This window comes from Cellulomonas sp. McL0606 (assembly GCF_058248365.1).
The window spans coordinates 367,926-381,348 of record NZ_CM177779.1; the positions used below are offsets into that span (position 1 = coordinate 367,926).

At 73.2% G+C, this 13,423-nt stretch carries 13 protein-coding genes and 1 pseudogene; 9 read left to right on the forward strand and 5 right to left on the reverse strand.

All coding sequences use genetic code 11. From position 1 onward, the window contains the following. The first annotated feature begins 348 nt into the window (after nt 1-348). The 6 genes from AC38ZX_RS01970 (at nt 349) to AC38ZX_RS01995 (ending at nt 6,093) form a co-directional block, all read left to right on the forward strand. Nucleotides 349-714, forward strand: coding sequence for a VOC family protein (locus AC38ZX_RS01970; RefSeq protein WP_491296156.1), 366 nt, complete (start codon nt 349-351; stop codon nt 712-714). Between the two features lie 127 nt (nt 715-841). Beyond that, nucleotides 842-1,282, forward strand: a complete 441-nt coding sequence (locus AC38ZX_RS01975) for an ATP-binding protein (protein ID WP_426594212.1) — start codon at nt 842-844, stop codon at nt 1,280-1,282. A gap of 142 nt (nt 1,283-1,424) precedes the next feature. Next, the gene (locus AC38ZX_RS01980; RefSeq protein ID WP_491296157.1) at nt 1,425-2,846 is read left to right on the forward strand and encodes a MinD/ParA family ATP-binding protein; all 1,422 of its coding nucleotides are present in this window, start codon (nt 1,425-1,427) and stop codon (nt 2,844-2,846) included. A gap of 90 nt (nt 2,847-2,936) precedes the next feature. After that, a complete protein-coding gene (locus AC38ZX_RS01985; protein WP_426594214.1) occupies nt 2,937-3,500 on the forward strand; it encodes an RNA polymerase sigma factor in 564 nt (187 codons plus the stop codon). A gap of 83 nt (nt 3,501-3,583) precedes the next feature. Continuing rightward, complete coding sequence (locus AC38ZX_RS01990) at nt 3,584-5,224, forward strand: hypothetical protein (RefSeq protein ID WP_491296158.1); 1,641 nt, start codon at nt 3,584-3,586, stop codon at nt 5,222-5,224. Further along, nucleotides 5,140-6,093, forward strand: coding sequence for a 5'-3' exonuclease (locus AC38ZX_RS01995; RefSeq protein WP_426594216.1), 954 nt, complete (start codon nt 5,140-5,142; stop codon nt 6,091-6,093). The genes AC38ZX_RS01990 and AC38ZX_RS01995 overlap by 85 nt, the downstream gene beginning before the upstream one ends. Nucleotides 6,094-6,097: 4 nt before the next feature. Here the strand turns inward: AC38ZX_RS01995 and AC38ZX_RS02000 are convergent, their stop codons facing one another. Next, complete coding sequence (locus AC38ZX_RS02000) at nt 6,098-6,634, reverse strand: hypothetical protein (protein ID WP_426594217.1); 537 nt, start codon at nt 6,632-6,634, stop codon at nt 6,098-6,100. Nucleotides 6,635-6,749: 115 nt separating this feature from the next. Here AC38ZX_RS02000 and AC38ZX_RS02005 point away from each other — a divergent pair, with 115 nt between their 5' ends. Then, a complete protein-coding gene (locus AC38ZX_RS02005; RefSeq protein WP_491296159.1) occupies nt 6,750-7,280 on the forward strand; it encodes a ribonuclease H family protein in 531 nt (176 codons plus the stop codon). A 220-nt stretch (nt 7,281-7,500) separates the two neighbouring features. Beyond that, nucleotides 7,501-8,541, forward strand: coding sequence for an IS110 family RNA-guided transposase (locus AC38ZX_RS02010; RefSeq protein ID WP_426592027.1), 1,041 nt, complete (start codon nt 7,501-7,503; stop codon nt 8,539-8,541). Nucleotides 8,542-8,558: 17 nt separating this feature from the next. Here the strand turns inward: AC38ZX_RS02010 and AC38ZX_RS02015 are convergent, their stop codons facing one another. The 3 genes from AC38ZX_RS02015 to AC38ZX_RS02025 form a co-directional block, all read right to left on the reverse strand. Continuing rightward, entirely contained in the window at nt 8,559-9,065 is a 507-nt protein-coding gene (locus AC38ZX_RS02015) for a DUF3806 domain-containing protein (RefSeq protein WP_491296161.1), read from the reverse strand. 115 nt (nt 9,066-9,180) lie between these two features. After that, nucleotides 9,181-9,513 (reverse strand): Ig-like domain repeat protein, encoded by a 333-nt coding sequence (locus AC38ZX_RS02020; RefSeq protein ID WP_491296162.1) that lies wholly within the window; start codon nt 9,511-9,513, stop codon nt 9,181-9,183. 26 nt (nt 9,514-9,539) lie between these two features. Continuing rightward, nucleotides 9,540-11,540, reverse strand: coding sequence for an Ig-like domain repeat protein (locus AC38ZX_RS02025; protein ID WP_491296163.1), 2,001 nt, complete (start codon nt 11,538-11,540; stop codon nt 9,540-9,542). A gap of 92 nt (nt 11,541-11,632) precedes the next feature. On the opposite strand from AC38ZX_RS02025, the gene AC38ZX_RS02030 reads away from it, so the two are divergent. Next, a complete protein-coding gene (locus AC38ZX_RS02030) occupies nt 11,633-11,872 on the forward strand; it encodes a hypothetical protein (RefSeq protein WP_491296164.1) in 240 nt (79 codons plus the stop codon). A 266-nt stretch (nt 11,873-12,138) separates the two neighbouring features. Here the strand turns inward: AC38ZX_RS02030 and AC38ZX_RS02035 are convergent. Beyond that, nucleotides 12,139-13,365: pseudogene (locus tag AC38ZX_RS02035) on the reverse strand (S8 family serine peptidase); the annotation flags it as partial. Nucleotides 13,366-13,423: the final 58 nt, after the last annotated feature.

The window sequence follows — 13,423 nt, forward strand, 5'->3', positions numbered from 1 at the left end:
ACGCGCGGCACTGATTAGCGGGTGGGTGGGACGCACGGGCCGCAGCCGCCCGTCGGGCCGGACCACCCGCGCGTCCCGCGTCGGGCGCCGCAGCGCCGCCGACATGCGGTCCCGGCGGTAGGCGAGCTCGCCGTCGAGGGCGGTTCCCCAGAATTCAGCCATGGTGTTCCTCCTCTGTACCGCCGGACGGTTTCCGACGACTCGTTGCTGACATCCACGAATCTCGTCGTGAGGGAGGGGGTACCGGATCGGTCGACCGACCGGTTGTGGGGTCGTGCTCGTCGCCCATCTGCCCTGAGGTGCCTCTGAGGTGGTCTGAGGCACCTCAGACGGGGGCACGATGGGGCGATGGAGCTCCTGCAGGTCGCCCAGCGGGCGACCGACCTCGACCGCGCGGCGACGTTCTACACGGACCTGCTCGGCACCGCGCCGACGGCCCGCTTCGACCCACCTGGGCTGCTGTTCTTCGACCTCGCCGGCGTCCGGCTGCTCCTCGACGTCAACGCGCCCAGCGCGCTGCTCTACCTGCGGGTGGACGACCTCGAGGGCACGGTCGACCGGTTGCGATCGGCGGGGGTCAGCATCGAGTCCGAGCCGCACATGATCTTCCGGCACGCGGACGACACGCTCGGCCCGGCCGGGACCGACGAGTGGCACGCGTTCGTGCGCGACTCGGAGGGCAACCTCGTCGGGCTGGTCAGCAGGCGGTCCTGAGCCTTGGGACCTCCGACCCTGGCGCCCGGGCGAACCCTCACCGGGCCGTGACTGCCGGCGGCGCTTCACCCGGACGCGCGCGGGCACCGCCCGGGCGGGAGGCCCCCGACTCGGGCACCCTAGTCAGATGGGCGACGTCCGGGACCTCCGCAGCGCGGCGAGCGCGCGGCGCGCCGACGCGCACGTGGTGGACGCCCAGCTCGTCGTCGAGGCCGAGCGCTCCGCCCCACGCACGGCGCGGCACTGGGTGATGCGGGCCATCGCCGAGGCAGGCGTCGGCGGGTCCGCCAACCAGGTCGTCGAGCTGCTCACCGGCGAGCTCGTCGCGAACGCCGTCGTGCACGGTCCGCCCGACCGCTCCGTGACGGTCCGCGTGCGGATCGACGCCACCGTCGTCCGCGTCATGGTGAGCGACGCCGGAGGCGGTGTGCCGACGGTCGGGCACCCCGAGCCGACGGCTCCGAGCGGTCGCGGGCTCGCCCTCGTCGAGGCCCTGTCGTCGGACTGGGGGACGCTCGGTCGGCCCGACGGGAAGACCGTCTGGTTCGAGGTTCCCGCCGACGACTGAGGTCTGCGTGGGGGGAGCTGCGCGTTCCCGACGGATCGGATGCGCCCTGGCCTGCGGTTCGGCGGTGCGCGTGGCGTCCGTCCGGCGTAGTTTCGGGGCGTACTCGAGGGACAGCCATCGGCGGACGAGGGGCAGCGACACCATGAGCGACGAGGGCCAGAAGGGGTCGACGGCGACCCGGTTGCCCGAGATCAGCGCAGAGGTGCGCGAGGACGGCACCGGCGAGATCTCGATCGACGGAGTCATCGAACGGATCACCAAGGCCAACCTCGCGGAGGCGGGCGCGGCCATCACGTCGCGCATCGCCGAGGTTGCCGGGACCGTCGGGCAGCCCGTCCCCGTGCAGGTGCGCGACCCCGAAGGGCTGTGGTCGCTGATGATCCACCCGGACGGCGTGGTCGACGAGGCGCCGGCTCCGCCTGCTGAACCCCGCCCGTCGACGAACGGGTCGCCGGCCGTCAGCGAGAAGGACTCCGTCGCCGCGGTGGCGGGTCTGCCGGAGGCGGCACCGGCCGCGCCCGTCGCCCCGCCCAGCACCGTCGGCCGGGGACCCGTCGCGAAGCGCGCCGACGCGCCGTCGACCCCCGCCCCGCCTCCCCAGCCCGCGCCTCCGGCAGCGTCCGGCCCGCTCCCGACGCTCGACGACCTGCTCGCCGCTCGGCACCCCGTCGTGACCGGCGGACCCGCCGAGCACGGCTGGCGGCACGGCGTCCGGCGGGTCACGCTCGGCGCGGTCAAGCCCGGTCCCGGCAAGTCCGAGCGGCGTCGTCGCGCCTCGTCGGCTTCCGTTCGCCGGACTCTCGACGGGCCCAAGACCATCGTCGTCATCAACCCCAAGGGCGGCGCCCACAAGACGACCGCGACGATGCTCATGGCGGCGACGTTCGGCCTGCAACGCGGTGGGTACACGCTCGCGTGGGACAACAACGAGACCCGCGGGACGCTCGGCTGGCGCTCGTCGCACGCCGACCACACCCGTACCGCGGTCGACCTGCTGGACGCCCTGCCCACGCTGGGCGAAGAGGGGACGGTGCGCATCGGCGACCTCGACGGCTTCGTCCGCACGCAGCCGACCGAACAGTTCGACGTGCTGGCCTCCGACGAGAACTCGGCGTCGGCGTCGTCCGTGGACGCCCGGTCGTTCGCCGACCTGCACCAGGTGCTCTCGCGGTTCTACCGGGTGATGGTCATCGACACGGGCAACAACATGCGCGCCTCCAACTGGCAGGCCGCGATCGACGCGGCCGACCAGATCGTCGTCGTGTCGACCATCCGCGAGGACACCGCCCAGTCGGCCGCGTGGGCCCTGGACGCCCTGCGCTCGACGGGGCACGAGGAGGCCGTCCGTCGCGCGGTCACGGTGCTCTCCGCACCCGAGCCCAAGGTGGACAAGGACCTGCGCAAGCGGCTGCGCACGCACTTCGGGGCCCTGACTCGCACGGTCGTCGACGTCCCCCACGACAAGGCCCTCGTGGCCGGCGGACCCATCGACTACGAGGCCCTGGAGCAGCGGACCCGCGACGCCTGGCTGCAGGTGACCGCGGTGGTCGCCGACGGGCTGTGACGCGGGCGCAGCCCCGCAGCCGGCGGGTGCAAGATCGGGCCGGCTGACGACACAGGTGAGGTGTAGGCCATCGCCGACCCCGGGAGCACCGTGCCACCGCGCAGCACGTCCACGTCCGAGACCGCGGGCGACGCCGTGCTCGAGGGCGCCGAGCCGGACGCCGTCGGCCCGGTGCACGACGGCCCCTGGTTCGAGGCGCTGGTCCGCGCGCACGCCGCCGCGGTGCACCGGTTCCTGGTCCGTCGCGTGGGTCGCGACGAGGCCGACGACCTCGCGGCCGACGTGCTCACCACCGCGTGGCGCCGGCGGGACGACATCCCCGACGGCGCCGAGCTGCCGTGGCTGTACCGGACCGCGGGGTTCGTCGTCGCGAACCACCGCCGCAAGGGCCGTCCGGAGCCCGTCGGGGACGTCCCGGACGACGCGCTCGGCTCGGACGACCCGGCGGCCCAGCTCGTCGAGGACGAGCAGGTGCGGGCCGTGCTCGGTGCGCTGGGCGCCCGCGACCGGCAGATCCTGCTGCTGAACGCGTGGGAGGGGCTCGTCGGCGAGGGCCTCGCCGCCGTGCTGGGCGTGTCCCGGGGGGGTGCCGATGCGGCGCTGAGCCGCGCCCGCGCCCGACTGCGTGAGGCCTGGGCCGCCGCCGAGGCCTGACGTCGGCGCAGCTGTGGCTGCAAGGTCTGAGCGCGTCGCGACACATACGCAGCAGAGGACCACCCCGCTCAGGAGGCGACGCGATGACCGACGACGACCAGCCCCAGCACGACCGCCGCGACGAGGCCGACGACACCGCGTTCGCGCGGCTGCAGGCGGCCGACCCTGCCCGCGGCTCCGCCCCCGACCTGGCGTCCGTGCTCGCGGCCGTGACCGCGTCGACGGGCGTCGTCGTGACCGAGGAGACGATCCTCGTCGACGAGCTCGCGGTGCGCCGTGCGCGGCGCGCGCCCCGCTGGCTGCAGGTGGCGGCGGTCGTCGCGGGGATCGCCGTCATCGGCGGCGGGAGCTACGCGCTCGGGGGGGCCCGCGCGGGCACGACGCCGGTCGCGGCCCCGGCCGCGGCGCCCGCGATGAACCTCGCGGGTGGCGGCCGCGGCGCGGCGGACTCGGCGGCTGCTCCGCAGTCAGCCGAGAGCCTCGCCGGGGGTGCGGCCGGCGCGGACGCCAAGATCGCCGGCTGGGGGTTCGGGCGGACGGTCTTCACGGCCAAGGGCCTGTCGAGCGACGGGGGCAACGCAGCGGCGTACGGCTTTGACGCCGCCTCGACGTACTCGCAGGCGACGGCCGAGAAGGCCGCGGCGGCCCTCGGGGTCTCCGGCACCGCCCAGCAGCAGTACGGCACGTGGACCGTCGGGCCCAACGACGGCACCGCGCCGAGCGTGTCGGTCTCGTCGGACGGCCTGACGAGCCTGTCCTACTACGACCCCACCCGTGACCCGTGGACGTGCATCAAGGCCGGCATGGTCCCCATCCAGCCGCCCACGCCCGACGCCGCGAACGACGGGGCCGGCACCGACGCCGTCGCGCCGCCGGGTCCCGTCACCTGCCCGACCGGCCCTGGCACCGGCCCCGCGCCGAGCGCCGACGCGGCCGTCGGCCAGGCCAAGGACACGATGACCGCGCTCGGTGTCGACCCGTCGGGCTTCGAGTTCGAACCGTCGACCGACACGTCCGGCGCCCAGGTCACCAGCGTGTCGGCGTACCAGGTGGTCGACGGCCAGCGGTCCGGGGTGTCCTGGAACTTCACGGTCGTGTCGTCCGGGATCCAGTCGGTCAACGGCTCGCTCGCGCCGACGGTCCCGCTCGGGGACTACGCCGTGGTCAGCCCGACGGACGCGGTCGCCCGGCTCACCGACCCGCGCTTCGGGCGAGGCGACGGCGGCATCATGCCGATGGCGGCGGCGGGCGCCGCGAGCGGGTCGGCGACGTCCGACGTCGCGCCCGCGCCCTCGGACGAGCCGACCGTCCCGGCGACGCCCGCGGCCGGGAGCCCGCTGGCCTGGCCCGTGCAGCACGTGACCATCGTGTCGGCGCGCCTCGGTCTCGCCCAGACGACGTTGCCCGACGGAGCGTCCGTCCTGGTCCCGACGTACGACTCGCCGACGCCGACGGCACGACCTGGACCGTCATCGCGGTGGCCGACACGGGCCTGGACTTCGCCGGCTGACCTCCCCGACCACGGCCGGCCCGCGCCTGGAGGGGAAGCGGGCCGGCCGTCGACAACGACGTCGGCGACGCCACGGGAGTGCAACGTCGTTCTCGACGCCGCCAGCCGGGCTGCTGACAGACTGACCGCATGCCCGGACGTCCAGACAAGCTCCTGCTGCTCGACACCGCCTCCTTGTACTTCCGCGCGTACTTCGGCGTGCCCGAGTCGATGACGGCGCCCGACGGCACCCCGGTGAACGCTGTGCGCGGGCTGCTCGACATGATCGCGCGGCTGGTGAGCGACCTGCGGCCCACGCGCCTCGTCTGCTGCTGGGACGACGACTGGCGTCCGGCGTTCCGGGTCGACGCGATCCCGTCGTACAAGGCGCACCGGGTGGCCGTCGAGGTGCCGGGGACCACGGGCGTGGAGGAGGTGCCGGACACCCTCGCACCGCAGGTCCCGATGATCGTCGACGTGCTGGCGGCGCTGGGCATCGCGCGGGTCGGGGTGCCGGGCTACGAGGCCGACGACGTGATCGGGACGCTCGTCGCGCGGGAGGTGGCCAAGCCGGCCGACCGGGCGATCGTCGAGGTGGTCACGGGAGACCGCGACCTGTTCCAGCTCGTCGACGACGAGGTACCGGTGCGCGTCCTGTACACCGCGCGCGGCATCCGTGACCTCGAGACGATCGACCAGGCGCGGCTGCACGAGAAGTACGGCGTCGCGACCGGGCCCGGCTACGCCGACATGGCGGTGCTGCGCGGCGACCCGAGCGACGGCCTGCCAGGCGTGCCGGGGATCGGTGAGAAGACCGCGGCCGCGCTGGTGCACCGGTACGGGTCGCTGGTCGGGATCCTGGCGGCCCGCGACGCCGCCGACGCAGGCCTGACCTCGACGCAACGTCGGCGGCTCACCGAGTCGGCCGACTACCTCGCGGTCGCACCCGCCGTCGTGCGGGTGGCCCCGGACGCGCCGGTCGGAGAGGTCGACGACCGGCTGCCCGACGTCGTCGGTGACGCCGAGGCGCTCGTCGCGCTCGCGGAGCGGTGGGGGCTCGCGTCCAGCATCAAGCGCGTGGTCGACGCCCTCGCGCTCGGGTGACGGCTCAGTCCTTGACGAAGACGTTCGCCGACGACTCGTGCCAGCCGGCCGGTGCCGTGACGCCCGCAGGGACGAGCATGACGTCGTCGAGCCGCAGCGTGCCGAGGTCGCCCGCGGTCGAGGTGCAGCTGGTCTGGGGCAGGTCGCCCAGCGGGACGGACACGAGGCACAGCTGGTTGCCGGGCGCCGTCGCCGCGTAGTACGACCCGGTGTCGTCGGTCAGCAGCAGGCGTGTGGAGTCCGGGGAGATCAGCAGGTCGGCGCGGTCGTCCGCCGCGATGACGTCGCCGGCCCGCTGGGTCTCGGCGAGGGCGGGCACGAGGATCCCCGGCTGGACGGGCGACGCCGTGGGCGTCTGCTGGGCCAGCCGGACCCCGACCAGGGCGCCGACGACCACCAATGCGGCACCCGACAGGGCAAGCCCGGTCACCAGCCGCGAGTGCCGAGGCGACGGTGCCACGCCGCTGAAGCCGGTGAACGCGTCGCTGAACAGGTCGGCGTCGTCGGTCGTCGTGTCGTACGTCGTGTCGTACGTCGTCATACCCGAGATCATCGGACGCCCGGGGCGCGGACCTGAGGAGCACACGCGTGTTGTGGTCGATTCGTCCCTCGTTCGGGCGATGCGGTCGTCCGGCAGGCCCGCGGGGGACGGCAGAATGCTCGATGTGATCACGGTCAGCACGGACGGCTCCTGCCTGCGCAACCCCGGCGGAGCCATCGGCTGGGCGTGGGCCAACCACGACGGCACGCACGACAGCGGCGGGCACGCGTCGGGGACCAACCAGATCGCCGAGCTCATGGCAGTGCTGGAGGCCGTCCGCGCGCACCCCGGCGACGAGCCTCTGACCATCCAGGCCGACTCCCAGTACGCCATCAAGTGCTCGTCGGAGTGGATCCACGGCTGGCGGCGCAAGGGCTGGCGGACGGCGTCGGGCGGCCCGGTGCAGAACCTCGAGCTCATCAGGTCGATCGACACCGAGATCTCGTCGCGACCCGGCGGGGTGACGTTCGTGTGGGTCCGTGGGCACCGCGGCGACGAGTTCAACGAGCGGGCCGACGAGCTCGCGGGCATCGCCGCCCGCGCGGTGCGCGACGGGGTCGCCCCGGTCTTCGCGGCCGCTCAGCCCGTTCCTGTGCTCGCGCAGGTACCCGCGGGCCTCGACGACGACCCCGACGTCCTCTTCTGACAGTGACAATGGGATCGGGGTCGCCCGGCTCGAGTTGACCCTTTGGCTGACCGACCATGGGTGTCCTTGCTGAGATCTGTCGCTCGGTGCCGGGTGACCTCGTCCTGCACGTCACCTGCGTGAGCGGCGTGACCTCATAGGAGCCTGGCTAGAGGCCCCGTCACTGTCTTGTCCGCCTCGCTCGGTGGGTGCCGTGCCACCACCGGATGAGGGAGATGGCATGTCCACCATGGCAAACATCGGCGCCGAGGTCACTATCGGGGTCGATACGCATCTCGATGTGCACGTCGCGGTCGCGGTCGATCAGGTCGGTCGCGTCCTGGCTCAAGAGTCGTTCCCCGCCGACCCTGGCGGCTACCGGTCATTACTCGACTGGGGTGCTGACCTGGGCCGCGTCGTCGCGTTCGGGATCGAGGGCACCGGCTGCTACGGCGCGGGGCTTGCCCGAGCGGTTCGTCGGGCCGGTCACCGCGTGGTGGAGGTCGATCGCCCCGACCGCCGGACGCGTCGCGCGCGAGGCAAGTCCGACCCCGTCGACGCCGAAGCGGCCGCTCGGGCAGTCCTGGCCGGGACGGCGACCGGGGTTCCGAAGTCCCGCGATGGCCGTGTCGAAGCGATCCGGGCGCTACGGGTGGCCCGCCGCGGCGCAGTGCGGATCAGGATCCAGGTCGCCAACCAGCTGCACGCGCTGGTGATCAGCGCTCCTGCGCCGTTGCGGGAAAGTCTGCGCCACCTGTCGACCCGTGAGCTCGTGCGCACCGCCGCCGCGTTCCGACCAGGTCCCACGCTCGATCCCTCGACCGCCACGAAGCACGCGATGCGGATCCTCGCCCGCCGCCATCACGACAGCGACGCCGACGTCCAGCAGATCGACCTCCTGCTCGCCGAGCTGGTCCCCGCCGCTTGCCCTGAACTGCTCGAGCTGTTCGGCGTCGGCATCGACACCGCCAGCGCCCTGCTGGTGACTGCCGGCGACAACCCCGATCGCCTGCACAGCGACCCCGCCTTCGCCAGCTTGTGCGGAGTCGCACCGCTGCCGGCAAGCAGCGGCAAGACCACCGGCCGACACCGGCTCAACCGCGGCGGCGACCGCCAAGCCAACGCGGCCCTCTACCGAATCACTCTCTGCCGCTTGCGCTACGACCCCGCCACCCGCGCCTACGTCGAAAGACGAACCAAGGACGGGCTCAGCAAGCCAGAGATCATCCGCTGCCTCAAGCGCTACATCGCCCGCGAGGTACGCCACGCGCTCCTGGCTTGACGATCCATAGGAGCATCTCAGTGCGTGGAGCGGTGCCCCGCCAGGATCGCGAGCGCGCCGCCCGCCGCCTCGTGCACGTGTGCGGCCAGCCAACCGCTCGGCGCGTGCCCCCAGTTCCTGCCGACGGACGCGATCGGGAAGATCACCAGGTCGTGCGCGGGGTGGCTGAGCACGAGCTCGGGCTCACCGCCGTCGTCCGCCGTGGCCCACGCGAGGCCTGGCACCCGTTCGGCCACCAGGTCGCCCAGCGCGACCCCGAAGGCGTGCACCAGGGGAGCGGAGTCGGTGCGGTCGCTGCTCTGCAGCCAGATGGCCTGCACGCGGTCGAACAGGTCGCTGACCGTCTGCGCGTCGACAGAACCGGAGCACAGGTCCGCGACGATCTCACGGTGCTGGGCCGCCCAGATCACCTCGGCGGCGTTCAGCGGCTCGACGTGGACGTCGCGGACCTCGTCGGCCGGGGTGCGCGGGTGCGGCACCTCGAGGCCGTCCTCGGGTCGCGCCGCTCGTCGGAACAGTCCCATGCCCAGGCATCGGCTCGCGGCGACCGCGGATTGAGCGCCGCGGCACGCTCGATGACCGGCAAGACGAGGGCCGCGCGGCCCCGGACGGGATCGCGCGGCCCTCGTCGGAACGTGCCTACCTGATGGACTTCACCGTCAGCGTGCGGCTGGCGGCCGAGCCGGAGTAGCCGCGGTCCCCGCCGTAGGAGGCGACGACCGGGCCGGTCTTCTGGACGGCCGGCAGCGTGATCGTGCCGACGCCGCCCGTCAGCTGGGCGGTCCCGACGCGCTTGTTGTTGAACGTGAGCACCACGGTGCCGGTCGGGGTCGGTGCGCCCGTCGGACCGGTCACCGTGACCGTGATGGTCGGCGTGCTGCCCTTCGGCACCGACCACGTGACCGCGGACAGGGCCGTCGACGACTTGGCCTTGGTCACGGTGTAGGTCTTGCTCGCCTGTGACCCGGACACGTCCGCGCTGCCGCCGAAGACGGCGGTCAGCTGTGCGTGCCCACGGTCAGGTCGTTCGGCAGGGCGATCGTGGCCGTGCCGGTGAGGCCGGAGACGGTGAGCGTCCCGGACCCGACGACCACCCCGTGCGACCTCAGCGTCACGGTGCCCGCCGGTGCTGCGCTGGCGCCCTTGACCTTGACCGTGGCGGTCGTCGCCGAGCCGAACGGCGCGGTGTTGCGGGACAGGCTCAGCGTCGTCGTGGACGTCGACCTGCTGACGTCGACGACGACCGCGGCCGACGTCGACGCGGCGTAGGTCCCGTCGGTCGGTGCGAAGGACGCGGTCAGCGAGTGCTTCCCGGCTCCGAGCGTGGCCGTGATGCTCGCCTTGCCCTGGGCCACCGGCGCGGACCCGAGCGGCGTGCTGCCGTCCAGGAACGTGACGGTCCCCGTGGCCGCCTTGGGCGAGACCGTCGCCTTGAGCGTGAGCTTCTTCCCCGCCGTCCGGTCGCCGGTGACCGCCAGGGTCGTGGTGGTGGCCGTCGCGGTCGGAACGGTGACGTCGACCACCTGCCAGCGGGAGGCGACGTCGGGGTTCTGCGTCTGGAGCACCAGCAGCTTGCCCGTCGCGGCGCCCGTGCCCTTGTGCACCCCGATGGTCTCGCCGTCCGCGCCGACCGACGTGAACGTGCCGTCCACGGTGTTGTCGAACCAGAACGGCGGGTCGTACGGGTTGACCGTGAACTGCGGCGAGGTGTCGATGTCGCCGTAGGTCGAGGACGTCGACACCTTGACGATCGGTGTCGCGCCCGCGGGGATGCCGGCAGCCGCGAGGCTGATCGGTGCGACGAAGACGTTGGAGTCGAAGACGCCGGAGTCGACCGATCCGTCGAAGCCGTTGATCAGCTCGGTGTCGAGCACGTCGCCCGTGGCCAGGTCATAGGTCGTGGCGACCGTGATGTCGGTCGTCGGATCGAGCTTGCCGATGTCGGTCTGGAGGTCCCACGTCCCGTCGCCGTCGATGTCGATGTCGATGTAGGGCAAGACCGCCAGGCCGAGGCTCGCCCAGTCCCCGTTCGTCGCGACGCCGATGCCGAGCATGCCGTCGGACGGTTTGCCCCCGGCGGCCGCGACCACCGGAGCGGTCGACGCCCAGCCGACGAACCTGAGGTCCGCGGCCGCCCGGGTCGACGGTGACACCGCGGTGTCGGTCGTCGGATCCAGCTGCGGGCTGGTGGAGCCGAGGACGAGCGGCGTGGTCAGCGAGTACCAGCCGCCGGACGCGACCCCGCGCCCGGACAGGGCCAGGCCCGCGGTCGTGGCTGTGGCGTCGGGGAACGTGACCGGTGCCGCGGTGAGGTTCGCGACGAGCCGCGGGGCGGCCTGCAGCGGCACACGCAGCTGCGTCGCGCCGGACGTCAGGACCAGCCGGCCGGTGACCTCGGAGACGAAGTCGCGGGGGATGCCCAGCAGCTCCGGCTCCATGGTCGGGTCGATCTGCCGCTCGAGCGTGGCCGGATCGGCGGTGAACGTGAGGGTCACGAGCGCGGTCTTGCCGGCGGGGATGGTGAGGGCCGCCGGTGACGCCGTGATCTTTGCGCCGCCGGACGTCGACGCGCTGGACACCGAGGTGGTGAACCGCTGGCTCGTCGACCCGAAGTTCCGCACGGTGACGGTCTTCTTCTGCACGACCGTGCCGGCGCCGACGGGCACGATGCCCCAGCTGACCGAGGTCTGCTCGGGCGACTGCGTGTTGTAGGCGATCACGTTGGTGCCGACGGCGTCGAGGGCGTCGACGCGCCCGGACCCCACACGTTCCGGCCCGTACGTGAGACCGGTCTGGTTCAGACCCTGGTACAGGTCGTGCGTCGCCGTGTTGACCACCGCGGCCTTGACGTCGGCCGACGTCCAGCCCGGGTGGGCCGCGACGACCATCGCGGCGATGCCCGCGACGTGCGGCGAGGCCATCGACGTGCCGGACAGCGAGTTGGGCTCGTTGCCGGTGCCCGACGCCGCCGAGTAGATCAGCGACCCGGGCGCGGACACGTCGGGCTTGGTCCAGCCGAGCGAGCCGTGCAGGCCGCGCGCCGAGGTTCGGGTTGAGCACGTCGCCGGCCCCGCCCTCCTCGACAGAACCCTTGAGCCCGGGCCCGATCTCGACGGTGAGCGTCCCGGCGTGGATCTCGGGCAGCAGGGCCGCGGTGGTGCTCGCGGTCATCTGCGTGCCCGGGATCAGGGGCGACCCCGTGATGCCGGCCGTGAACACCGGCACCGAGGAGGGCAGGAGGACGCCGACCGCACCGGCCGTCGCCGCGTTCCCGAACCGGGCCGCGGAGCCGCACCTGCGGGTCGAGTCGTTGTCGTCCCACCAGAGGTAGGCGATCTTGCCGGCGACGGCCGCGGCCTGCGCGGGCGTGAACGGCGTGCACCCGTCGAAGTCGCCGCCGGGGTCGCCGACCGGGGCCGTGACGTCCGCGCCGGAGTAGGCGATCGAGTTCTGGCCCGCGTGCAGGCCGACGAGCGCCGGGTTCGAGGCCGCGGTGACCTTGATGGCGTCGTAGGTCAGCGGCGAGCCGACCGACCAGGCGACCGTCAGCGCGCTGGCCGCGTTGCCGGGGGCACCGCCGATGTCGGTCATGTCACCGGAGTTGCCGGCCGAGTTCACGACCACCGTGCCGAGCGCGCTGAGCTGGTCGACGAGCAGGTTCTCCGGGTCGTCGGCGGGCTGGCCGTCGGCGCCGAGCGACATGTTGACCACATCGAGCCGGTCGGAGAAGTCGCCGTCCTGGTTCGGGTCGGCCGCCCGGTCGAGGGCCTCGGCCACGAGGTTGGTGGAGCCGCCGCCGTCGCCGAACACCTTGAGCGAGTACAGCTGCGCTCCGGGTGCGGTGCCGGGCCCGACCTGCCAGTCGGCGACGCTGGTCAGCCCGCTGTAGTCGCCGCGGAACGTGGTGCCGTCCGGCAGGACGCCGAAGCCCGCGGCGGTTCCGGCGACGTGCGTGCCGTGCCCGTCGTTGCCACCCGTGTAGACCGCGTCGATGGGGTTCTCGTCGGGCACCGGCACCGTGCTGGACCCGGGGACCTGCCCGTCGCCGTCGTAGTGCGGGCCGGCGAAGTCGTGGCCGCCGATGAACTTCGTCGGGTCGAACGAGCCGGCCGGGATCGGCTGCGTGCCGTCCACGCCGTACGCGGCGTCGTAGGCCGCGACCGTGCCGGCCCCGCCGAAGTCGGCATGGGTGTAGTCCAGGCCGGTGTCGATGACGCCGATCCGCACGCCCGCGCCGGTCTGGCCGGTGTTCTCCCAGACCTGCAGGGCGCGGGTGAACTCGACGGAGTGCGCGTTGTCGACGGTCTTCGGGACCACCCGGTACACGGCGACGACGTCCGGCGACGACTCGAGGCCGCGGATCTGGGCGGCGTCGCCGGTGACCAGCGTGCCCGCGACGAGGTTGGTCAGCGTCGCGATCCGCTTGGGTGCGGCGGTCCGGGCGGAGCGCTCGGTCAGTTGCTGCGGGACGACGTCGGCGGCGAGCGCCTTGGTGTCGGCGGCGTTGGCCTTGACGGCGGCAGGGCTGCCACCCGCGGCTGCGACGTCCGTGCCCGCCTTGGCGTCGAGCTGGACGAAGGCGGTGATCGTCCCGGTGACGCCCGCGAGGTCGTCGACATGGGGATGCCCGAGCTGGCGCCGGGCCTCGGTGCGATCGGTCCGGCTGCGGTGGGGCCGCCGCTCGGAGGTGGCGGCGCCGCCGAGGCGGCTCCCGTCCCGAGCATCACGGTGCCGACCGTGAGGGACAAGGCGGCGAGTGTGGCGACGACCGATCGACGTGACATGTGCGCATCCCTGGTTCGCGACGGACCAACATGCGAACACTCGGCATGACGGGAGTCACACCGAGCGTCCGACTTCGTGCACGTTACTGATGACATGC

Coding starts and splice junctions, on each gene's coding strand:
- AC38ZX_RS02000 (WP_426594217.1), bottom strand. CDS start 6,634: ATGACGACGTACGACACGACGTACGACACGACGACCGACGACGCCGAC.
- AC38ZX_RS01970 (WP_491296156.1), top strand. CDS start 349: ATGGAGCTCCTGCAGGTCGCCCAGCGGGCGACCGACCTCGACCGCGCG.
- AC38ZX_RS01975 (WP_426594212.1), top strand. CDS start 842: ATGGGCGACGTCCGGGACCTCCGCAGCGCGGCGAGCGCGCGGCGCGCC.
- AC38ZX_RS02015 (WP_491296161.1), bottom strand. CDS start 9,065: ATGGGACTGTTCCGACGAGCGGCGCGACCCGAGGACGGCCTCGAGGTG.
- AC38ZX_RS01990 (WP_491296158.1), top strand. CDS start 3,584: ATGACCGACGACGACCAGCCCCAGCACGACCGCCGCGACGAGGCCGAC.
- AC38ZX_RS02010 (WP_426592027.1), top strand. CDS start 7,501: ATGTCCACCATGGCAAACATCGGCGCCGAGGTCACTATCGGGGTCGAT.
- AC38ZX_RS01980 (WP_491296157.1), top strand. CDS start 1,425: ATGAGCGACGAGGGCCAGAAGGGGTCGACGGCGACCCGGTTGCCCGAG.
- AC38ZX_RS01995 (WP_426594216.1), top strand. CDS start 5,140: ATGCCCGGACGTCCAGACAAGCTCCTGCTGCTCGACACCGCCTCCTTG.
- AC38ZX_RS02005 (WP_491296159.1), top strand. CDS start 6,750: ATGCTCGATGTGATCACGGTCAGCACGGACGGCTCCTGCCTGCGCAAC.